The organism is Streptomyces doebereineriae, assembly GCF_031845645.1.
Taxonomy (GTDB): domain Bacteria; phylum Actinomycetota; class Actinomycetes; order Streptomycetales; family Streptomycetaceae; genus Streptomyces; species Streptomyces canus.
In genome coordinates this window covers 717,800-737,743 of sequence record NZ_JAVREZ010000002.1, presented here as the reverse complement: position 1 = coordinate 737,743, position 19,944 = coordinate 717,800, and the positions used below count along the sequence as shown (strand labels likewise).

The 19,944-nt window shown below is 68.3% G+C and carries 19 protein-coding genes; 10 read left to right on the top strand and 9 right to left on the bottom strand.

Going from position 1 to position 19,944, the window contains the following annotated elements; all coding sequences use genetic code 11:
• Positions 1 to 31 precede the first annotated feature (31 nt).
• A complete protein-coding gene (locus RNB18_RS08905) occupies positions 32 to 1,096 on the top strand; it encodes a metallophosphoesterase (protein ID WP_311713570.1) in 1,065 nt (354 codons plus the stop codon).
• A 193-nt stretch (positions 1,097 to 1,289) separates the two neighbouring features.
• A complete protein-coding gene (locus RNB18_RS08900) occupies positions 1,290 to 2,153 on the top strand; it encodes a hypothetical protein (RefSeq protein ID WP_311713569.1) in 864 nt (287 codons plus the stop codon).
• 108 nt (positions 2,154 to 2,261) lie between these two features.
• Here the strand turns inward: RNB18_RS08900 and thiC are convergent, their stop codons facing one another.
• A complete protein-coding gene (gene thiC, locus RNB18_RS08895; protein ID WP_311713568.1) occupies positions 2,262 to 4,040 on the bottom strand; it encodes a phosphomethylpyrimidine synthase ThiC in 1,779 nt (592 codons plus the stop codon).
• A gap of 253 nt (positions 4,041 to 4,293) precedes the next feature.
• On the opposite strand from thiC, the gene RNB18_RS08890 reads away from it, so the two are divergent.
• Positions 4,294 to 6,024, top strand: coding sequence for a YibE/F family protein (locus RNB18_RS08890; RefSeq protein ID WP_394817600.1), 1,731 nt, complete (start codon positions 4,294 to 4,296; stop codon positions 6,022 to 6,024).
• Between the two features lie 160 nt (positions 6,025 to 6,184).
• Here RNB18_RS08890 and RNB18_RS08885 read toward each other — a convergent pair whose 3' ends face one another.
• The 4 genes from RNB18_RS08885 to RNB18_RS08870 form a co-directional block, all read right to left on the bottom strand.
• On the bottom strand, positions 6,185 to 6,622 hold the full coding sequence (locus RNB18_RS08885) for an SsgA family sporulation/cell division regulator (RefSeq protein ID WP_069759570.1): 438 nt from the start codon (positions 6,620 to 6,622) through the stop codon (positions 6,185 to 6,187).
• Between the two features lie 98 nt (positions 6,623 to 6,720).
• Positions 6,721 to 7,455 carry an IclR family transcriptional regulator gene (locus RNB18_RS08880; RefSeq protein WP_311713687.1) on the bottom strand — a complete coding sequence of 245 codons (735 nt, stop codon included), beginning with the start codon at positions 7,453 to 7,455 and terminating at the stop codon, positions 6,721 to 6,723.
• A 441-nt stretch (positions 7,456 to 7,896) separates the two neighbouring features.
• Complete coding sequence (locus RNB18_RS08875) at positions 7,897 to 8,109, bottom strand: DUF5326 family protein (protein WP_037711649.1); 213 nt, start codon at positions 8,107 to 8,109, stop codon at positions 7,897 to 7,899.
• A gap of 159 nt (positions 8,110 to 8,268) precedes the next feature.
• On the bottom strand, positions 8,269 to 8,586 hold the full coding sequence (locus tag RNB18_RS08870; protein WP_069759568.1) for a cupin domain-containing protein: 318 nt from the start codon (positions 8,584 to 8,586) through the stop codon (positions 8,269 to 8,271).
• Positions 8,587 to 8,644: 58 nt separating this feature from the next.
• Here RNB18_RS08870 and RNB18_RS08865 point away from each other — a divergent pair, with 58 nt between their 5' ends.
• The 5 genes from RNB18_RS08865 to RNB18_RS08845 all read left to right on the top strand — a co-directional run bounded on the left by RNB18_RS08865 (position 8,645) and on the right by RNB18_RS08845 (position 12,373).
• On the top strand, positions 8,645 to 9,022 hold the full coding sequence (locus tag RNB18_RS08865; protein ID WP_311713567.1) for a phage holin family protein: 378 nt from the start codon (positions 8,645 to 8,647) through the stop codon (positions 9,020 to 9,022).
• A 6-nt stretch (positions 9,023 to 9,028) separates the two neighbouring features.
• Positions 9,029 to 9,520: a low molecular weight protein-tyrosine-phosphatase gene (locus RNB18_RS08860; protein WP_311713566.1), complete on the top strand. Its 492-nt coding sequence runs from the start codon at positions 9,029 to 9,031 to the stop codon at positions 9,518 to 9,520.
• Positions 9,517 to 10,656 carry a cystathionine gamma-lyase gene (locus RNB18_RS08855; protein ID WP_311713565.1) on the top strand — a complete coding sequence of 380 codons (1,140 nt, stop codon included), beginning with the start codon at positions 9,517 to 9,519 and terminating at the stop codon, positions 10,654 to 10,656. The genes RNB18_RS08860 and RNB18_RS08855 overlap by 4 nt, the downstream gene beginning before the upstream one ends.
• Positions 10,657 to 10,881: 225 nt before the next feature.
• Positions 10,882 to 11,802: a LysR family transcriptional regulator gene (locus RNB18_RS08850; RefSeq protein WP_311713564.1), complete on the top strand. Its 921-nt coding sequence runs from the start codon at positions 10,882 to 10,884 to the stop codon at positions 11,800 to 11,802.
• Between the two features lie 88 nt (positions 11,803 to 11,890).
• Complete coding sequence (locus RNB18_RS08845) at positions 11,891 to 12,373, top strand: NUDIX hydrolase (protein ID WP_311713563.1); 483 nt, start codon at positions 11,891 to 11,893, stop codon at positions 12,371 to 12,373.
• Between the two features lie 12 nt (positions 12,374 to 12,385).
• On the opposite strand, the gene RNB18_RS08840 is transcribed toward RNB18_RS08845, so the two are convergent.
• Positions 12,386 to 14,005 carry a globin domain-containing protein gene (locus RNB18_RS08840; RefSeq protein ID WP_311713562.1) on the bottom strand — a complete coding sequence of 540 codons (1,620 nt, stop codon included), beginning with the start codon at positions 14,003 to 14,005 and terminating at the stop codon, positions 12,386 to 12,388.
• A 424-nt stretch (positions 14,006 to 14,429) separates the two neighbouring features.
• Entirely contained in the window at positions 14,430 to 15,062 is a 633-nt protein-coding gene (locus tag RNB18_RS08835; protein WP_311713561.1) for an HAD family hydrolase, read from the bottom strand.
• Positions 15,063 to 15,270: 208 nt separating this feature from the next.
• Here RNB18_RS08835 and RNB18_RS08830 point away from each other — a divergent pair, with 208 nt between their 5' ends.
• Positions 15,271 to 16,137 carry a GNAT family N-acetyltransferase gene (locus RNB18_RS08830; protein ID WP_311713560.1) on the top strand — a complete coding sequence of 289 codons (867 nt, stop codon included), beginning with the start codon at positions 15,271 to 15,273 and terminating at the stop codon, positions 16,135 to 16,137.
• 88 nt (positions 16,138 to 16,225) lie between these two features.
• Here RNB18_RS08830 and RNB18_RS08825 read toward each other — a convergent pair whose 3' ends face one another.
• Positions 16,226 to 17,434 carry an MFS transporter gene (locus RNB18_RS08825; protein ID WP_311713559.1) on the bottom strand — a complete coding sequence of 403 codons (1,209 nt, stop codon included), beginning with the start codon at positions 17,432 to 17,434 and terminating at the stop codon, positions 16,226 to 16,228.
• A 206-nt stretch (positions 17,435 to 17,640) separates the two neighbouring features.
• Between RNB18_RS08825 and RNB18_RS08820 the strand changes: the two genes are divergently transcribed.
• Positions 17,641 to 18,093 (top strand): GNAT family N-acetyltransferase, encoded by a 453-nt coding sequence (locus RNB18_RS08820; protein ID WP_311713558.1) that lies wholly within the window; start codon positions 17,641 to 17,643, stop codon positions 18,091 to 18,093.
• A 91-nt stretch (positions 18,094 to 18,184) separates the two neighbouring features.
• On the opposite strand, the gene RNB18_RS08815 is transcribed toward RNB18_RS08820, so the two are convergent.
• Positions 18,185 to 19,570 (bottom strand): serine hydrolase domain-containing protein, encoded by a 1,386-nt coding sequence (locus RNB18_RS08815; protein ID WP_311713557.1) that lies wholly within the window; start codon positions 19,568 to 19,570, stop codon positions 18,185 to 18,187.
• Positions 19,571 to 19,944 lie beyond the last annotated feature (374 nt).

The window sequence follows — 19,944 nt, the reverse complement described above, 5'->3', positions numbered from 1 at the left end:
GTGCAGATGCGGCGCGATGGTGGAGGGTCTGATGACTCAGGGGGCCGGTCAGGGACCCGAGGTGGAGCGCACGGCGGTGCTGCGCGACTTCCGGGTGCCCGCGTACGTCAACGAGACCGGTCCGTACGGCCACAGCACGCACCCCGGCGACGTCGTCCCGGCCGGCGAGGAGGCGTACCCGGAGGGGTACACCCCCACCGAGCAGGACCTGCCCGTCATCCATCACGGTGACGAGCTCCAGGCGGCCGCCGACCCCGCGGCACAGGCGGTGGACGGTCCCGGTCCGCTGTTCGTCGTCGGCGACGTCCACGGCTACCTCGACGAACTGACGTCCGCGCTCCAGGACAAGGGCCTCGTCGACGCCGCCGGCAACTGGTGCGCGGGCACCGCCCGGCTGTGGTTCCTCGGCGACTTCACCGACCGCGGGCCCGACGGCATCGGCGTCATCGACCTCGTGATGCGGCTGTCCGCGGAGGCCGCCGCGGCCGGCGGCTACTGCAAGGCCCTCATGGGCAACCACGAACTGCTGCTGCTCGGGGCCAAGCGGTTCGGCGACACCCCCGTCAACTCCGGCGCGGGCACCGCCACCTTCCAGGCGGCCTGGCTGCTCAACGGCGGACAGAAGACCGACATGGACCGCCTCCAGGACCACCATCTGCAGTGGATGGCGCGGCTTGACGCCGTCGAGGAGGTCGACGGACATCTGCTCGTCCACTCCGACACCACCGCCTATCTCGACTACGGCGACTCGATCGAGGCGGTCAACGACACCGTCCGCGAGACCCTCACACGCAACGACGCGGACGAGGTGTGGGATCTGTTCCGCAAGTTGACCAAGCGCTTCTCCTTCCGCGACGAGGGCGGCGCCGACCATGTGCGTTCGCTGCTCGATACGTACGGCGGCAACCGCATCGTTCACGGCCACAGTCCGATCCCCTATCTGCTCGGCGAAGTGGGTTCCGAGGACGATGAGGAAGAATCCGGTCCGGTGGTCGATGGACCGCACGTCTACGCCGACGGACTGGCCATCGCGATGGACGGCGGGGTGACCATGGCCGGAAAACTGCTGGTCCAGCAACTGCCCCTGGATATCTGAACGTTCGCGGGGCAGTCGTTCCCGCAGGACGGACCGACCGGCGACCGCGCAGGCCAGAGGCCAATTTCTGGAAACCCCCTGTCACCGTGTGCCGTCACCGCTCTACCATCGGCTTATCCGTAGCAGGCTCCCCTCCGTTTCTGCCCGACGGCTCGTTGGCATGCGAGCCCCAAGCCCTACGGAGCATCGGGGGATGCACATGAACAGCGTTCCGCAGCACCTGCACAGCGAGGACCGCCAGGAGTACGAGCGGATCCTCGATGAGGCGCTGCGCTCCGCACCACACCGTCCCGAACTGGCCGCTGTCGGACAGCGGCTGAATCCCGAACAGCTGCGCACCATGGCGCTCAACGCCACCGCACTCGTCACGGCGGCCGCGGCGACCGAGTACCAGCACTACGTGAAGGTCCGCGAGGAACAGCGCCGCCCGGCGGCGCCGTCCACCCTGTCGTCCGTGCATGAACCCGGTCCCGCCGAGTCGGGCACGGGTGCGATGGGGCTCGCCACCACCATGGGAGAGGTCGCCGAGACCGCCGGTGCGGGCGCCGTCGCCGTCGCCGCGGTCCTGACGCCCGTCCTCGCCGGAATCGCCGCGGCGATCTTCCTGCTCGTGGGTTACATCCTGCAGATGCTCGACCCCGAGCCGGCGTTCGCCCACGCCATGATCACCATCGGATGGGTGTTCGGCGCCCTGACCGCGGCCGCGATCCTGGTCGCCGCTGTCGGACTGCTGCTCACCGCTCTGCGCAACCGGCCCTCGCCGGACGCGGGGTACGGCGAGCTGAGCGAGGAGGTGGCACGGGCCAGGGACGCCTGGCGCGAGGCCCTGCTGGAACGCGGCATCCTCCCCTTCCTCAGGGAGGCCCTGGCCGACCCCGGCACCGCCGCACTGCACCACACGGCTCCACCCGCACCGACCAGCCGGATGCCCAGCCTCGGCTACGGCCGCCCGGGCTTCAGCAGCCCGGACGACGGAGCGTCCGGTGCCCGCCCGAGCTTCAGCAGCCCGGACTACTCCAGCCCGGACTTCGGGGGGCCGGAACACCAGCCGGAGTAGCACCCGGCGCGGCCCCTCGGCTTGCGCCCCCACCACGGGGAGCGCAAGCCGAAGACCCGGCCGCGTGCCGGCCGCCGATGCGCCACGCCGGTCGGCGATCCGCCTGCGTCAGTCCGTGATCGGCAGATACACCCGGTTGCCCGCCGCCGCGAACTCCTTCGACTTCTGGGCCATGCCCTCCTCGATCTCCCCCTGGCTGTCGCCGTGGCGACGGCGAATGTCCTGGGAGATCTTCATCGAGCAGAACTTCGGCCCGCACATGGAGCAGAAGTGAGCCGTCTTGGCCGGTTCGGCCGGGAGGGTCTCGTCGTGGAACTCCCGGGCTGTGTCGGGGTCGAGGGCCAGATTGAACTGGTCCTCCCAGCGGAACTCGAAGCGCGCGTCGGAGAGGGCGTCGTCCCACTCCTGGGCGCCGGGGTGTCCCTTGGCGAGGTCGGCCGCATGGGCGGCGATCTTGTAGGTGATGACACCCGTTTTGACGTCGTCCCGGTTGGGGAGGCCCAGGTGCTCCTTGGGCGTGACGTAGCAGAGCATCGCGGTGCCCCACCAGGCGATCATGGCGGCGCCTATACCGGAAGTGATGTGGTCGTAGGCCGGCGCGACGTCGGTGGTCAGCGGGCCGAGCGTATAGAACGGAGCTTCATCGCAGATCTCCTGCTGAAGGTCGATGTTCTCCTTGATCTTGTGCATCGGGACGTGCCCAGGGCCCTCGATCATGGTCTGTACGTTGAAACGCTTCGCGATCCGGTTGAGTTCCCCGAGCGTGCGCAACTCCGCGAACTGTGCCTCGTCGTTGGCGTCCGCGATCGAACCGGGCCTGAGGCCGTCGCCCAGCGAGTACGTGACGTCGTAGGCGGCGAGGATCTCGCACAGCTCCTCGAAGTTCTCGTACAGGAACGACTCCTTGTGGTGCGCGAGGCACCAGGCCGCCATGATCGAGCCGCCGCGCGAGACGATGCCGGTCTTGCGGTTGGCCGTCAGTGGTACGTACGGCAGGCGCACGCCCGCGTGGACCGTCATGTAGTCCACGCCCTGCTCGGCCTGTTCGATGACGGTGTCCTTGTAGATCTCCCAGGTCAGCTCCTCGGCGCGGCCGTCGACCTTCTCCAGGGCCTGGTAGAGCGGCACCGTGCCGATGGGGACGGGGGAGTTGCGCAGCACCCACTCACGAGTGGTGTGGATGTTGCGGCCGGTGGACAGGTCCATGACCGTGTCGGCGCCCCAGCGGGTCGCCCAGGTCATCTTCTCCACCTCCTCCTCGATGGAGGAGGTCACCGCGGAGTTACCGATGTTGGCGTTGACCTTCACCAGGAACCGCTTGCCGATGATCATCGGCTCGATCTCCGGGTGGTTGACGTTCGACGGCAGTACCGCGCGCCCTGCCGCGATCTCCTCGCGGACGACCTCGGGAGAGACATTCTCCCGGATGGCCACGTACTCCATCTCGGGTGTGATCTCTCCGCGACGGGCGTAGGCGAGCTGCGTGACCGCGTTGCCGTCACGGCTGCGGCGGGGCTGGCGTGGCCGCCCCGGGAACACCGCGTCGAGGTTGCGCAGGCCACCCCGCGGCGAGGTGTGCTTGATCCCGTCGTCCTCAGGGCGCACGGGACGTCCCGCGTACTCCTCGGTGTCCCCACGGGCGATGATCCAGTTGTCCCGCAGTGGGGCAAGGCCCCGTCGGACATCCGTCTCGGTGAGAGGATCGGTGTACGGGCCGGACGTGTCGTACAGCGTGACCGACTGCCCGTTGGTGAGGTGCACCTGCCGGACCGGCACCCGCAGATCGGGGCGCGAGCCCTCGATGTACGCCTTGTGCCAGCCGATGGACTTCCCGGCCTCCCCGTCGAGCTGATCGGAGGCAGGCGTGCGCGCGTCCTTGATGGTCATGAGACCTACTCCCTACGCCGGCATTACCCGGTAACAGGTTCGGCGGTCGACGCAGCGGTTTCCGTCTGCCGACGTTTCGTGGGGAACGTCACTCGCTGGAGATGACGTTCCACGTGAAACATCGCTGGGACGGAGGTCAGCGCCCTCTCAGCCCGGTGCTCCGAGCTCCCGCGTGTACAAAGGTGGCTCCACGCTAGCGTCAATTCGGGCGCGGTGAACAGAGGGCCCCTGTCGTTCTTGCGATGATCGGGCGGTGACCACGACGCATCAGCCCCCGTACCCGCCTCCCGAGCCTCCGCGCCGGCCGGGCTCCGGAAACGGCCCCGGGCTCGGCCCCGGCAATGGCTCCCGCGGGAGCTACGGAAACAGCGGGGCCGGGGCCGACGGCTGGCACGAGCATGAGCACGGCGGGCAGGGCGGGCAGGGCGGGCACAGCGGGCAGGGCTACGGGTACGGGCCCGGAGCCGGTGGTGAAGGCCAGCGCGGTGGGGGCAGTGACCTGGGCGGCGGCCACAGTGGTGGCGGTCAGGGTGGCGGGGGCCGGGGTGGTGACGGCCATGGGCACGAACCCGGCGACGGACACGGGCACGGGGAGGGGCAGAGGGACGGCTCCGGGTCCGGCAGCGGTGGCGGGCACGGCCACAGTCACAGCCACGGACCGGCAACTCCCGTCTCCAAGCACCTGCGCAAGGTCATCGCGGCGATCCTCATCCCGTTCGGCGTAGCCGTCGTGGTGGGGCTGGCGGTGCTGTGGCCCGGTGGTGCCCCGGCACACCAACGCACCGGGGTCGGCTTCGACCGGCAGACCCAGCAGGCCACGGTCAGCAAGGTCGTGAGCATCAGCTGCAAGTCGGTGAACGCCTCGGGGGAGACCCCGACCGGGGACACCTCCACAGCCGAGGGCTCCTCCGCCGAACAACAGGCGAACGGCACCTGCAAGAAGGCGACGATCCGGGTCGACACCGGCAACGACAAAGGCCGCACCTTCACGGAGATCGTCCAGCCGGACCAGTCTCGGCAGTTGCACGAGGGCCAGAAGGTCGTGGTCGCGTACGAACCCTCGGCGCCCAGGGATCTGCAGTACTCGGTCGCCGACGTGAACCGCAGGCTCCCCATGGGGCTGCTCGCCGGCATCTTCGCGCTCGCCGTGGTGATCGTCGGGCGGCTGCGCGGTGTCATGGCGCTGGTCGCGCTGACCGTCAGCTTCCTGCTGCTGAACTTCTTCGTCCTGCCCGCGATCCTGCAGGGCTCGAACCCGCTCCTCGTGGCGGTGGTCGGGTCGAGCGCCATCATGCTGATCGCCCTCTACATGTGCCACGGTCTGTCGGCCAGAACCTCCGTGGCGGTACTGGGCACGCTGATCTCCCTGATTCTGATCGGCATCCTCGGATCGCAGTTCATCGGTTGGGCCGCGCTCACGGGCAACACGGACGACAACACCGGGCTCATCCATGGGTTGTATCCGTCGATCGACATGAGCGGCCTGCTGCTCGCCGGCGTCATCATCGGCTCGCTCGGTGTCCTTGACGACGTGACGGTCACGCAGACCTCGGCCGTCTGGGAGCTGCACGAGGCCAACCCGACGATGGGCTGGCGCGGGCTCTACCGCGCGGGTATCCGGATCGGGCGCGACCACATCGCCTCCGTCGTCAACACGCTCGTCCTCGCCTACGCGGGTGCCGCGCTGCCGCTGCTGCTGCTTTTCTCCATCGCGCAGTCCAGCGTGGGGACCGTTGCCAACAGTGAGTTGGTGGCGGAGGAGATCGTGCGCACGCTGGTCGGCTCGATCGGCCTCGTCGCCTCGGTACCGGTCACCACGGTCCTCGCGGCCCTGGTGGTCTCGGCGGACCGGCCGGAGGCGGAGGCGGTGGGGTCGGGGGCACGGACTCCCGTACCCGTACCGGCGACGAGTGTGAGCGCGGGCACGGCCGACAGCCGGCCGGCAGCGGCACGAGGTGGCAAGGGGCGGCGGCGCAAGCGTTAAGAGGCACCCTGGGGCTCCCGGCTCCCGGTATCAGCGATGAGATCCGCTCGCCGTAGAACGGGTGCGGACACGCCCGCTGGATCATGCCGCATCGGCAGAAGCGTTCCTGCGTCCTCCCACCTCACGATGAAGCGTGCCGTCACCTCACATCGGTAGAGCCTCAGCCCGCGCTCTGTTCCTCCGCCAGGATCCGGTCCAGCGCCTCGTCGAGGTGGGTGTCGAAATCGGCCAGTGCGGCCTCCTGCCCCAGCGGCACCAGCTTGTCGGTGCGGTCGAGGAACGCGATGACCGGCGCCGTCGACGAGCGGAACAGTGCCTGATCACCGCCGACCTGAAGCCTGATCAGAACGTCGCCCAACAGGTCGGAACCGGCGGGCGAGACCCGCACATCGCCCTCCCCACATGGCCGGCCCACCCCGTCGATCAGCAGCTCACGGCCGAAAGCCCAGGTCACCGGGTCGTCGCCCGGGAGATGGAAGGTGAGCCGGACTGCGTAGGGATCGCAGGCCTCGTAGCGCAGCTCCACCGGAATGCGGAAGGAGAGCTCCTCCGAGACGAGAAAGCTCATCATGACCTCTGCCTGTACGGACTCACGCATCGCCTACCCCGTCATCTGCCTTCGTTGGCCGGGAATGATCCCTCTGACACTGGTGGCATCTTGCTGAACGTGCACGACAGATCACAAGGAGTGAGTTTTCAGATACTGATAGAGATCGCCAGCGAGCCCATCAGCCGCCCGATTTCCTCTTGCAGTTGCTGGGTCGCGGCCGGCAACCGGTCCGCCTGATGGGCAGGCAGGGAGATGGCCATCGTTGCCGCAGCGTTACCCAATGTGATCGGAATGGCCGCGCACACCGTCCCCAGCGCATACTCCTGGCGCTCGGTCACCGGCTCCATCCGCGCGGTCCGTTCGAGACGCCGGAGCAGGCTGTGCCCGTCTCGCACGGTGTACGGGGTGATGGACTGCACGGGGTACCGATCGAGGTGGTCGCGCCGAGCCTCGTCGTCGAGCTGAGCGAGAAGACACTGTCCGATGGCGTGCGCGTGCCCGGTCTCGCGGAAGTCGGCCCACTCCTCGACCGCCGGGTTGCCGGGGCTGTCGGAGACACAGAGGACCTCGATCTCGCCGTTCCGGTACTGCGCGTAGTACACCGGCACGCCGATCAGGTCGCGCCAGTGCGCGAGTGCTTCGACGACGGTGCTGCGACGTTTCTGCTCGGCTCCGCTGCTGCTCAGCCGCTCGGCCGCCTCCCCGAGGAAGAACAGGCCCTTGTCGCGGCGCAGATAACCCTCGTGCACGAGGGTGCGCAGCAGGTGGTACGCCGTGGGGAGCGCCAGCCCGGTCTCGCGGGCGAGTTGTTTGGCGGGGGCTCCGTGCTCGTGCTCCGCGACGGACTCGAGCAGGCGCATCGCACGCTGGACGGACCCGATGAGCGTGGCGGAGTGGGTCTGTTCGGGCGCTTCGGAGGAGGGCGCCGCGTGGCGCTGTACGGGGGCTGACGGCCGTACGGGAGCGGATGTCTGTACGGGGGCTGACGCCCGTACGGGAACTGACGGTCGTACCGGAGCAGACGGCCGTACGGGAGTTGTCGGTTGTACCGGCGCTGTCGGTTGTGCGGGAGCCGTCGTCGAGAGGGTGTCGATCTGTGCGGGTGCGGTGTCAACCGTGGCCAAGGGTCACTCCCGGAGCGCGAGGGGGCAGCCCGTGCGGGAAACACGGGAGGGGGTGTACGCCGCTCGCGGGGTCGTCCCCGCGTCGAGTTCCGGACTTTAACGGTCCGACACCGCACATATACGGCCCGTCCGGAAAACTTCCCTCCCCCGAGGGAACGGGGGATTCCTGTTACCGGTCGCCCCGCCCGCTCCGGACGCTCACCAGTCGCTGCGCGACGAGGAGCTCGACATGAACTTCCGTACGACGTAGACGAGTCCGCCGACCAGGGCCACGAAGACCAGCAGCTTGAAGAGCAGGCCGATGACGAAGCCGACAACTGTGGCTATCAGCCCGCCGAAAACGACCAGGGCAATGACCGGCACAGCGATCCACTTCACCCACCACGGCAGCCCCGCGAAGATCTCTCCCATCGCACTTAACCTCTCTGAAGTCCTGCACGGTCCGGCCCTTCTGGTACCGGATCCACCAATGTCCTGCACTCGATGCTAGGGCCGGCAGGTGCCTCTGCGGGGGCCTCGCACCCCTTGTCCTCCCCTGACTGATCCCCTAGGGAACCCCGAGGCCACAAGTCAGCTCTCCGGGGGAGAGAACACCACCATGACCCTGAGGTCCTCGCTGATGTGGTGGAACTTGTGGGCGACACCGGCCGGCACGTACACCACGCTGCCGCGCGACACCTGAGTGGTCTCCATGCCCACGGTGATCGCCGCGCGGCCGCTGACCACGAAGTAGACCTCGTCCTGGTGGTGCGGCTGCTGCGGGTCCTGGGCGCCCGCGTCGAGTGCGTACAGGCCGACGGACATGTTGCGCTCACGCAGGAACTGCAGGTAGGCACCGTCGTTGGCGGCGCGCTCCGCCTCCAGTTCATCCAACCGGAATGCCTTCATCGACTTAGTCCGCCCTCGTCAGTGCCCGTAACCGATCTCTTCTGTCACGATCAGACACATGAAGAATTTCGTAGTCAAGACGATCGCCAACGCGGGCGCTCTGGCGGTCGCGGTGTGGCTGCTCGACAAGATCACCCTGACCGGTGACAGCACCGGTAAGAAGGTCTGGACGCTGATCCTCGTCGCCCTGGTCTTCGGCCTGGTGAACTTCCTGGTCAAGCCGATCGTGAAGGTACTGACCTTCCCGCTGTTCATCCTGACGCTCGGCCTGTTCACACTGATCGTCAACGCGCTGATGCTGCTGCTCACCTCGTGGCTCGCCGACAAGATCGACCTGAGCTTCCACGTCGAGGGGTTCTGGACCGCCGTCCTGGGCGGCCTGATCATCTCGATAGTGGCCTGGGCCCTGCACGTCGTCCTGCCCGACGAGGACTGAGGAGGCATGGCCTACCGCGTCTGTTTCGTCTGCACCGGCAACATCTGCCGTTCCCCGATGGCGGAGTCGGTCTTCCGCGCCCGCGTGGCGGAGGCCGGCCTGGACGGTCTGGTCGAGGTCGACAGCGCCGGAACCGGCGGCTGGCACGAGGGCGACGGCGCCGACCCGCGCACCGTCTCCGTCCTGGAGGAGCACGGTTACGAAGGCGGCCACACGGCCCGGCAGTTCCAGCCGTCCTGGTTCTCCCGCCTCGACCTCGTCATCGCCCTCGACACCGGCCACCTCAGGGCCCTGCGACGCCTCGCACCCACTCCGCAGGATGCCGGGAAGGTGCGGCTGCTGCGTTCGTACGACCTCGCCGCGGGGGACGAGCTCGACGTTCCGGACCCGTACTACGGGGGCCTGGACGGCTTCGAGGAGTGTCTTGAGATGGTGGAGGCGGCGAGCGAGGGTCTGCTCGCCGAGGTGCGCGAGCAGACGGAAGGACGGGTGGCATGAGCGACAGGGCTGCGGACAAGGGAGAGGGCACGCGCGCGGTGCGGGCCGGACTGCCCGAGGCGCTCAAGAACGAACCGACCCTGCCCGGTCCGGCCTTCGCCGCGCACTTCCATCTGCCCGGGGAGGTCGACGGCCCGTACACCTACGGCCGCGACACGAACCCGACCTGGAGCCTGCTGGAAAGCGCCATTGGCGAGCTGGAGGCGCCGGGGCAGGACGGCGTGGAGACGCTCGTCTTCGCCTCGGGCATGGCGGCCATTTCCGCTGTGCTCTTCTCCCAACTGCGCGCAGGCGACACCGTGGTCCTGCCCGACGACGGCTACCAGGCACTGCCCCTGGTGCAGGCACAGCTGGAGGCGTACGGCATCGAGGTGCGCACCGCTCCGACCGCCGGTGACGCCCAGCTCGACATCCTGGACGGCGCACGGCTGTTGTGGATCGAGACGCCGTCGAACCCCGGCCTCGACGTGTGCGACATCCGGCGGCTCGTCGAGGCGGCACACGCGCGTGGGGCGCTCGTAGCCGTCGACAACACGCTCGCCACTCCGCTCGGACAGCGCCCGCTGGAGCTCGGCGCGGACTTCTCCGTGGCCAGCGGCACCAAGCAGCTCACGGGGCACGGAGACGTCCTCCTGGGGTACGTCGCCGGCCGCGAGGGCGAGGCCATGGGCGCCGTACGCCGTTGGCGGAAGATCGTCGGTGCGATCGCGGGACCCATGGAGGCCTGGCTCGCGCATCGCTCGATCGCCACGCTCCAGATGCGGGTCGACCGGCAGAACGCGACCGCCCTCGTGCTCGCCCAGGCGTTGCGCGAGCGGCCGGAGGTGACCGGGCTGCGCTATCCGGGACTGGCCGACGACGCCTCGCACAAGATCGCATCGCAGCAGATGCGCCGTTACGGATGCGTGGTTTCCTTCACGCTGCCCACGCGCGCGCGTGCCGACCGTTTCCTCGACGCCCTGCGGCTCGTCGACGACGCGACGAGCTTCGGCGGGGTGCGCTCCACGGCCGAGCGGCGTCGGCGCTGGGGCGGGGATGACGTGTCGGAGGGCTTCATCCGCTTCTCGGTCGGGGCGGAGGATCCCGAGGATCTGGTGGCGGATGTGCTGCGTGCGCTGGACGAGTCGACGGACTGACCGATTCCTGAGGGCTCCGCAGGTGTCCGGCTACGTACAACGGACGGTCCGAGCCTCCCCCCTCGTGGCTCGGACCGCCCCGGTTCTGCGCGCGAAGAACCGCGCGAACAAGGCTAGTTGACTCTCTGTCAGTGTCCAATCACAGTAGCGACAGAGACCTATCGACATATTTATAGTTGGGCCCTGCCTCGATGCCGGGAGAAGGGCAGGGAAGGGGGGCATTCCATGGATCTGGCTTTGCTGCGCACCTTTGTGACGGTGCACCGGGCCGGTTCCTTCACCCGTGCCGCCGCGCTGCTGGGTCTCTCGCAGCCGGCCGTCACCTCGCAGATCCGCACTCTGGAGCGGCAGTTGGGGCGCCCCCTCTTCCTGCGACAGGCCCGCGGAGTGACCCCGACGACCATCGGCGACGAACTCGCCCACAAGGCCGCCCCCCATCTGGACGCCCTGGTGGAGATCACCGAGACTGGCCTCGACGACGAGTCGTCCCTGAGGACGCTGCATCTCGCGGGGCCACCCGAGTTCACCGCTGAGCGGGCTCTTCCCGCGCTCACCGAGCTGACCGGCGAGGACGGCCAGGGCTACGCTCTGCGGGCGTCCTTCGGGAACGCCGAGGAAACACTGGAGGGTCTGGCTGCCGGGCATCACGATCTGGCCATCAGCACGGCTCGTCCACGGGGTGCGCTGCTCACGGCGAGCACGCTCTGCGACGAGGAGCACGTCCTGGTCGCCGCCCCGAGCTGGGCAGGTCAGATCGGCTCAGGGGAGGCGCTCAAGACTGTTCACGCGGTCAAACGAGCCCCTGCGTTCGAGAACGTCCCCGTGATCGAGGTGCACGAGTCACTCCCCTTCGTTTCGCGCTACTGGGCATCCGTCTTCGATTCCCGCCCGGCCGCACCCGGCGCCGTGGTCGTCCCCGATCTGCGTGCGGTGCTCGCCTGCGCGGCCGCGGGCGCCGGACTCGCGGTGCTGCCCCGCTATCTGTGTGCGGCAGCCCTGGAACGTGGTGACGTCGTCGCTCTCCACGAGCCCACCGTGCCGCCGCTTCGGACGTACTTCCTGGTGGTGCGCACCGGAACGCTGGCCATGCCACACATCGCACGGGCGCACGAGTGGTTACTGCGGGCGGCTGCCGACTGGTGTTGAGCAGGTACTTTGCGGATTTCACGCAGCGAGCCCGGCTGGTCACCACATGCGATGTTTCACGTGGAACCATCCGGGCCACATTCCCCCCATGACCGTCCGACCCGTGGTCAAGCGCACCGCCCGAGCCGTCCTGCTGGACGGTGACGCCCTGATCCTGATCAAGCGCACCAAGCCCGGCATGGATCCTTACTGGCTGACCCCCGGCGGTGGAGTCGAGCCGACGGACACGACCGTCGTCGACGCCCTGCACCGCGAGGTGTACGAAGAGCTCGGCGCCAAGATCACCGACGTGGTGCCCTGCTTCGTGGACACCGTCGAGCACATCGGCGACGACGGCGGCGCGACCGGAGTGAAGGTGCAGCACTTCTTCGTCTGCCACCTGGAGTCGATGGACCCGTCGCTCCGGCACGGGCCCGAAGTGGACGAGCCCATCGGAGAGTACGAGATCGTCCGGGTGCCGTTCACCCGCGTCGGGATCGCCTCCGTCCACCTCGTCCCGCTGTCCCTGCGGCACTATCTGGACGGCAACATCGAAGGCGTACGGGCCATGCACGCCCCGGATCTGGGCTGACCTCTCGCCGGGTCACTGCGCCAGGACGATTTCCTCCACGGAGTCGTGGCGTATACGTTCCGACGGGATCCCGATGGACCTGAGTGTGTCCACACCGCTGCGGATCATGCCGGGCGGGCCCGAGAGATAGGCGTCGTACTCGTGCCAGGGGCCGAATTCGCGTACGGCGTCCGGGAGCTGGAGATGGGCCTGCCGGTCGACGATGGCGCGGACGGACAGCCAGGGGTGGGACTGCTGGAGCCTGAGCATCGTGTCGATGTCGTACAGGTCGTTGTCGGTGCGAGCTCCGTAGAACACCTCGACCGACCGTCGTGCGCCGTGTTCGGCCACGTCCTCGACCAGCGCCTTGATCGGGGCTATGCCGGTGCCACCGCCCAGACAGAGCAGTCCGCTGTCGGTGGTGTGGTCCACGGTCATCGACCCGGTCGGCGGACCGAGCCGGATGACGTCGCCGGGGTGGGCCCGATGCACCAGGGCGTTGGAGACCCAGCCCGCGGGGACGGCCTTCACGTGGAACGACAGCAGACCGTCCGAGCGTGGCGCCGAGGCGAAGGAGTAGTGCCGCCATATGCGCGGCCACCACGGCGTCTCCAGGCTTGTGTACTGGCCGGCGAGGAACGGGTAGGGCTGGTCGGGCCGGACAGTGACGACGGCGACGTCCGGGGTCCTCAGATCGTGTGACACGACCTCCGCATACCACCAGGCGGGGGCGCGCAGCTCGTCCGCTGCTGCCGCGTCGATCATCACCTGCGAGATCGTCGTGTACGCCCGGACCCAGGCGGCTTCCGTCTCCGTGTCCCAGATGCCGGAGGCGTACTTGCTCAGCGCGCCGATGAGGCACTCCCCGACCGCCGGATAGTGCTCGGCACGGGTGCCGTACTTGCGATGGCCCCGGCCCAGGTTCTGCAGGTAGCTGACCAGGACCGGGGCGTTGTCGATGTGCTCGGCCGCCGTCAGCAGTGCCCTGAGCAGGCGGTCCCGCTGGGCGTCCATGGCGGCGGGGAACATCGGACGCAGATCGGGGTGGCGTACGAAGAGCAGTGCGTAGAAGTACGACGTGACCTTCTCGGCGACGGGGGCGACCTCGGCCATGGTCCGGCGGATGCGGACGGCGTCCGGGGAGGGCGGTTGGTCTCTCGGGGACAGGCCCGGGAACTGCGGCGCGTTGGTGCCGAGCGGGGTGGTGGCGCCCTGGGGCGGGGAGAAGCGCTGGACGGGCACTCGGAGGCCCGTGGAGGGAGTGTCGTCCGGCACTTCCTGGGGCTGAGCGGGGGTGGAAGTCGGGGTCTGCGAGGTCTGCTCCGGTGGGTGTATTTCCTCCGGCCGGGCCGGGAGCTGTGTCTCGTCGTCCGGCGCGGCCATCTCCTCGGCGGGTGTCACTTCCTCGCCGTCGGTCTGCGTGCCGGGCGGCGCTCCGGCCTCGTCCGACGGGTCCCCTTCGGTGGCTGTGGAGGGCCCTGGCGAGTTCCCCGTCCTCGTCCTGAGGACCGGGCGCAGCGCGGCCAGTCTGCTTCCCTCCGCCGTCTGCTGTTCGGCGCCGGGCGCCGCCGTCGGCTGATTGCGTGGAGTGAACCAGCCGTCCCCGCCCCCGGATATGCCGTTGTCGGCCGACATGGTGGTCGGAGCGTCCATGGTGTGCCTCGCCTCGAACATCTTTCGGTCGGTCTGCGCACTTCCTCGGTCGGAAGATGCCTGCTTTCCCCCGCAGACGGCTTGCTTTCCCGCTCGGCGTCATGGCCAACACGGCCACATTCAACCCGTATCCGCCGTCCGTACGGACAAGTAGGCGAGAGTGTGACATTGGCCGCATCACCCTCACTGCAGCGTCCCACCGCGCACGGATGCCCTGGCCGTGTAACCACAAATGCGGGTCTTCGATCTCTCTGTCCCGTTAGGCTGCATTGCCCCGCTCTCGGGCCGCACAGGGGTCGTCGCACCCCAGTACGGACAGGAACCGGAGTCGACCCTACCGGTCACCGCTCCGCACACAAGTCCCCCCTCCTCCTCCACGAATTGCTCGCGGGGTGTTCGCGGGGCGAACCGTGAATTGACTCAATTACCGGACGTGGCGCACCAATTCATAGGCTTCCCATAGATCCATGCCCTTGTAGGAGTGGGTCGAGATGTCGGACAGGTGATGGTCCGCATTGACCGCCACGGAGATCGGCACCGCGGCGAACAGGTCCTTGTCGGAGGACGAGTCTCCATAGGCAATGCAGTCCGCCCGTGTCACTCGGAATTGCTCACACAGCCGGTCCGCGATCAGGACCTTGGCGGCTGCGCTGAGCACTCCGGCAGGATCCACGGGCTCGGTGAAGGGGACGGCCGGAAAGCGGGACCCGTATGCGGCATGGGCTCCCCAACTGGTGAGCCGTTCCACGAAGAAGGACGGCGACAGCGACACGACCGCGCAGTAGTCGCCCTGCTCCCTGATCTCGGCCCAGACCTCACGAATGCGGGCCAGCCACGGGGCACCTTCGAAGGCTGCGACGACGTGTGCCTCGGTCAGGGACGCCCACAGCGCGTACACCTGCTGCGCGTATTCGGGTGGCCCTATCAGTCCGGCCCCGATCGCCTGGTCGAGTGCCACCGTCTCGGCCTCGAGCCCGAGCTGCCGGGAAATCTGTACGGGCGCACTGGTCCCATGCAGCAAAGTGCCATCGAGGTCGAAGAGATGAAGTCTCGCCATGTTCTTGAGGCTAGTGGTCCATCAACCCGGTGAGGCATCTGGGGCGCTTCCGGTCGATCGCCGGACGGTCGCCGTTCTCCGATGTTTCACGTGAAACACCCGGCATCTGATCGCCTGTTGTGCGCTTGGCTACGACATGGCCAAAAGCTCGTACGCACCCCCGGAAACAGGTGGACGCCGAGGGCACCCATCGGACAGCCTGACCTGCGTGCCGACTCCTTCCCTCGCCGCTCTTCCCATCCGTCGTCTGACGCTTCGCGATCTCACCGCCTGCGCGGACTTGTCCGAGGACCGGGGGTGGCCGCGCGAGGAGCACAAGTGGGGCCTCCTGCTCGCGGCCGGAAAGGGCTACGGCATCGACGACCCTCACGGAGGGCTCGTCACCGCCTGCGTGGTCACGGAGTACGGCCCCTACAGCGAGCCCGACCTGGGAGCAATCGGGATGGTGCTGGTCGCCGAACGGCACGCCCGACAGGGCATCGGCCGTCGGCTCATGCGTCACGTTCTCTCCGCGATGGGCACCACCCCTCTGACTCTTCACGCGACGCCCTTTGGCCGCCCGCTCTACGAGGAACTGGGCTTCAAACTGACCGGCCGTGCGGAGATGCTCCAGGGGCACTTCACTCCGGGCGGGCCGGCGCCGACGGTGAGCACGCGTGCGGCCACCGCTGAGGACCTCGCCACGATCCTCCGGCTCGACGAGGAGGTTCTCGGCACGGATCGCACACACCTCATCACCCGGCTGCCCGCCTTCGCCGACCAGTTGCGCGTAGCCGAGGAGAGCGGACGGATCATCGGATACGCCGCCGCCTGGCCCAACATGAACACCCATGTCGTGGGCCCTCTGATCGCCCGTGACACCGAGACGGCACAGGCACTCCTCACATCGCTCGCCGCAGGCACCGACCGTCCACTGCGCACCGACATCGACGTACGACACGAAGAGCTGCGGGCGTGGGCCGGAGAACGCGGTCTGACTCCCGTCGGGCTCAACTCGGTCATGACGTACGGAATCCCGGAGCTGCCGGGCGACTGGAGTCGGCGGTTCGCTCCGCTGACCGTGGCGGCGCTCTGAGTCACGTCTGTACGCCGCCGTCGGCTCCCCGGACTTCGGGAAGCCGACGGCGGCGTCGTCGTAGTGCCTGGCTGCCGGTCAGGTCGGCTCAGTGGTGCACTGCGGGCCTCTGTCCGTCGGGCGTCGCCCCTGCGACCACGGCGCTGGAAGCGCTGTCCCGACGCTCCAGCGCGGCCGAGAGGAACGCGAGGAGGAGAGCCCCTGCGGCCAGGGCGGCACCCACCCAGTTGGGGGCGGTGTAGCCGAAGCCGGCAGAGATGACCAGGCCGCCGAGCCAGGCCGAGAGGGCGTTGCCGAGGTTGAAGGCACCGATGTTCACAGCTGAGGCGAGCGTGGGGGCGTCGTGCGCCTGGTCGAGGACCCTCTTCTGGAGTGGCGGCACGGCGGCGAAGCCCAGAGCACCGATGAGAGCGATCGTGACGCCGGCCAGGGCCTTGTTGTGCGCGGTGAGCGTGAAGAGCGCGAGCACGACGGCCAGGGCGCCCAGGGAGACGTACAGCATGGGCATCAGAGCGCGGTCGGCGTACTTGCCGCCCACAAGGTTGCCGCCGACCATGCCGAGCCCGAAGAGGACCAACAGCCAGGTCACCGAACTGTCGGCGAAGCCCGCCACGTGGGTCATCATCGGCGCGATGTAGGTGATGGCAGCGAAGACACCGCCGAAGCCGAGGACAGTCATCGCCATGGCGAGCAACACCTGGGCATTCTTGAAGGCGGCCAGCTCGTGGCGCAGACGCACGCCCTCCGGCCGGGGCATCTCGGGGACGAGCCTGGCGACGCCGATCAGACCGACGACGCCGAGGGCCGCGACGATGGTGAAAGTCAGACGCCACCCGGCGGTCTGGCCGATCAGCGTGCCGAGCGGGACGCCGACAACATTGGCGACGGTCAGGCCGGTGAACATCATCGCGATGGCTCCGGCCTTCTTGTCCGGGGCCACCAGGTCGGCGGCGACGACCGAGCCGATGCCGAAGAAGGCTCCATGGGCGAGGGAGGCGACCACCCGTCCGATCAGCATGACGGTGAAGGCCGGGGCGAGGGCGGAGAGCAGATTGCCGACGATGAACAGCCCCATCAGCAGCATCAGCATCCGCTTGCGGGAGACCTTGGTGCCGAGGGCGGTCATCAGAGGAGCGCCAAGCATGACGCCGAGCGCGTAGCCGGTGACCAGGAAGCCGGCAGTGGGGATGGAGACCCCGAAGTCGTCCGCGACCTCGGGCAGCAGCCCCATGATCACAAACTCGGTGGTTCCGATTCCGAAGGCCCCGATCGCGAGAGCCAGAAGCGCGAGCGGCATGGGGGGGACCCTTCCCAGACGATTGCAGGAGCGTGTTGCACACGGCCACAATAATTGCACGCGCTCTATATCTGCAAACGATGGCTATCGTGGCACGCTCCTGCCTCGACAGGTGAGCAGGGAGCGACGGCGTGGGGTGGGCTTGTTCGGCCCACATCGAGCGCCCTGCGGTGCCCGCACTCGAGCACCCGGCATAGGGTGCGGCCATGGGAGATCTTGAAATTCGGCCCGCCGCGCTGGACGACCTCTCCGCGATCGTCGCCATGCTCGCCGACGACCCCCTGGGCGCCCAGCGCGAGTCGCCGAACGACCTGGCGCCGTATGTGCGCGCGCTGGAGCGCCTCTCCTCCGACCCGAACCAGCATCTGGTCGTCGCCACGCGGGAGGGTCGTGTGGTCGGCACGCTCCAACTCACGGTCATTCCGGGACTGTCTCGGCGCGGTGCCGCCAGATCGATCATCGAAGGGGTACGCATCCACTCCGACGAGCGTGGCAGTGGGCTCGGGACCCGGCTCATCGAGTGGGCGATCGAGGAATCCCGGCGTCAGAACTGCCAGTTGGTGCAGCTGACGTCTGACAACACACGCACGGACGCCCACCGCTTCTACGAGCGGCTCGGTTTCACGGCCTCGCACGTGGGCTTCAAGCTGGCCCTGTGATCCTCCCCCATAGTCACTCGTCCGCCGCATAGCAAGGCGCCCTGTTTCACGTGAAACAGGGCGCCTTGCTATGCCGATGGGGCAGGGGCGTCTAGCCGATGCCTCGCCACCCCTCCGGATCGACACCACCCGGCACGGAAGCCCCCTCGTCGTACGGCTGCCGAGTGAAAACGAACGAGCCGAGGTCGAGATGGTCCACGGACCCGTCAGGGCGCCGTACGGCCTTCAAGAGCTCCCCATGGAAGTAGCCCTCCAGCCCGGTCCAGGTACCGTCACCGTTGGCCCGAAATCGCGAGCGCCGGCCCGTGCCCGACAGGGGCTCCAGCGAGGCGAGTCCGTCCGCAGTCAGCCGTAGGGCGAATCCGTTCGTTCCCCAGTACCACTGACCCGCCAACTCCAGTGAGGGCGAGTCGGCTTCGTGCATCGGGCGCCAGGGCTCGGGGATTCCGGGTTCGGCCTCGGCGACGATCCGTACGAGATCGGCCCCTACGACGGACAGCAGCGGGCCGGAGGTGCAGTTGGCCAGCACCACTGCGGCCACGTCGTCCGCCACACTGATCGTAAGATTCGCCAGGAAGCCGGGCAGCGAGCCCGAATGGCCCACGAGCAGTCGCCCGTCGCGGTGCTGGACCTGCAATCCGAGCCCGTAAGAGGCGCCGTCGGCGAGATCCCCCAGCCCGGCCGGAGCCGCGGGCATGTGCATTTCCCTCACGGTCTCCGCACTCAGTACGCGATCGTCACCGTTGGTGAGGAAGACCGCGAATCGGGCCAAGTCTCCAGTGGTGGACCAGAGTTGACCCGCGGGAGCCATCCGTCCGAGATCCTCGGAGGGCTCGGGCAGCATCACATCGGCCCACGGATGTACGGCCCACCCGCCCGCATGCGGCGCTTCCTGGCGGACGCTCGTGCGGTCGAGGCCCAGAGGTACGAGCACTTCACGTCGGAGCACCTCCTCCCACGGAGCCCCGCGCAGCTTCTCGACGAGTGCGCCCAGCAGGGTGTAGCCGGGGTTCGAGTAGTGGAAGCGGCGTCCGACGGGGTGCAGAAAGGGCTGCTCGCCCAGTACGTCGGCGATTTCCGGGCGCAGTCCCCCGGAGGTGCGCTCCCACCAGGGCGCGGGAGACTCGGCCGCCAATCCACTGGTGTGAGCGAGGAGTTCAGCGACCGTGGCCTCCCCCGCTCCCGTGCCGGACACGTGCTTCTCCAGCGGATCACCGAGGTCGAGCAGTCCCTCGTCCCGCAGTCGCATGACGAGAACGGCGGTGAAGGTCTTGGTGATCGACCCGATGCGGTACTGCACGTTCTCGTCCGGGCCGTGCCCGTCCACCGAGGTGCGCGAACCGTGCCACACCGTCCGTCCGCCCCGCACGACCGCCGCTACCAGCGACGGTGCCCGCCCTTCGGCCTGGGCCACAGCGATCCGGTGCAGCAACGCCCTGCGCGTGCCGGGAAGCAGCTCTCCCTGAGATGTCGTCATGCCCCCAGTCCATCCCGCCGGGTACGCGGACGTCGACTTCTTTAGCCCCGTGGGCCTTGCAGGGGATGGACCGCCGCCGCCCGTCTCACGCCCAGGTCAACACCGCGTCGAACGCTCGGCACCTGGGCGGCGATTACCGGTGGATCGGTCGGACTCGAGTTCAACCTGTCGGCCGCGGCGACGAAGTGACGCAATTTGCGCAGGTCCAAACCCATGGCGCCTTCCCCAGGCCGGTGATGCCTCCTCGGCATCACCACTGCTAAAAGAAGTCTTGGACACCCAATCAAGCAAATGGCATCGTTAATGGGACCGGAGCGATTCGGAATAATAATTCGGCGTTGACGAAAAATCGTTAACAACGACGGGGTGGGCAT

Bases quoted from the DNA above. Each gene is read 5' to 3' on its own strand.
- RNB18_RS08905 (WP_311713570.1), top strand. From the start codon at position 32: ATGACTCAGGGGGCCGGTCAGGGACCCGAGGTGGAGCGCACGGCGGTG.
- RNB18_RS08900 (WP_311713569.1), top strand. From the start codon at position 1,290: ATGCACATGAACAGCGTTCCGCAGCACCTGCACAGCGAGGACCGCCAG.
- thiC (WP_311713568.1), bottom strand. From the start codon at position 4,040: ATGACCATCAAGGACGCGCGCACGCCTGCCTCCGATCAGCTCGACGGG.
- RNB18_RS08885 (WP_069759570.1), bottom strand. From the start codon at position 6,622: ATGCGTGAGTCCGTACAGGCAGAGGTCATGATGAGCTTTCTCGTCTCG.
- RNB18_RS08875 (WP_037711649.1), bottom strand. From the start codon at position 8,109: ATGGGAGAGATCTTCGCGGGGCTGCCGTGGTGGGTGAAGTGGATCGCT.
- RNB18_RS08870 (WP_069759568.1), bottom strand. From the start codon at position 8,586: ATGAAGGCATTCCGGTTGGATGAACTGGAGGCGGAGCGCGCCGCCAAC.
- RNB18_RS08865 (WP_311713567.1), top strand. From the start codon at position 8,645: ATGAAGAATTTCGTAGTCAAGACGATCGCCAACGCGGGCGCTCTGGCG.
- RNB18_RS08860 (WP_311713566.1), top strand. From the start codon at position 9,029: ATGGCCTACCGCGTCTGTTTCGTCTGCACCGGCAACATCTGCCGTTCC.
- RNB18_RS08855 (WP_311713565.1), top strand. From the start codon at position 9,517: ATGAGCGACAGGGCTGCGGACAAGGGAGAGGGCACGCGCGCGGTGCGG.
- RNB18_RS08850 (WP_311713564.1), top strand. From the start codon at position 10,882: ATGGATCTGGCTTTGCTGCGCACCTTTGTGACGGTGCACCGGGCCGGT.
- RNB18_RS08845 (WP_311713563.1), top strand. From the start codon at position 11,891: ATGACCGTCCGACCCGTGGTCAAGCGCACCGCCCGAGCCGTCCTGCTG.
- RNB18_RS08840 (WP_311713562.1), bottom strand. From the start codon at position 14,005: ATGGACGCTCCGACCACCATGTCGGCCGACAACGGCATATCCGGGGGC.
- RNB18_RS08835 (WP_311713561.1), bottom strand. From the start codon at position 15,062: ATGGCGAGACTTCATCTCTTCGACCTCGATGGCACTTTGCTGCATGGG.
- RNB18_RS08825 (WP_311713559.1), bottom strand. From the start codon at position 17,434: ATGCCGCTCGCGCTTCTGGCTCTCGCGATCGGGGCCTTCGGAATCGGA.
- RNB18_RS08820 (WP_311713558.1), top strand. From the start codon at position 17,641: ATGGGAGATCTTGAAATTCGGCCCGCCGCGCTGGACGACCTCTCCGCG.
- RNB18_RS08815 (WP_311713557.1), bottom strand. From the start codon at position 19,570: ATGACGACATCTCAGGGAGAGCTGCTTCCCGGCACGCGCAGGGCGTTG.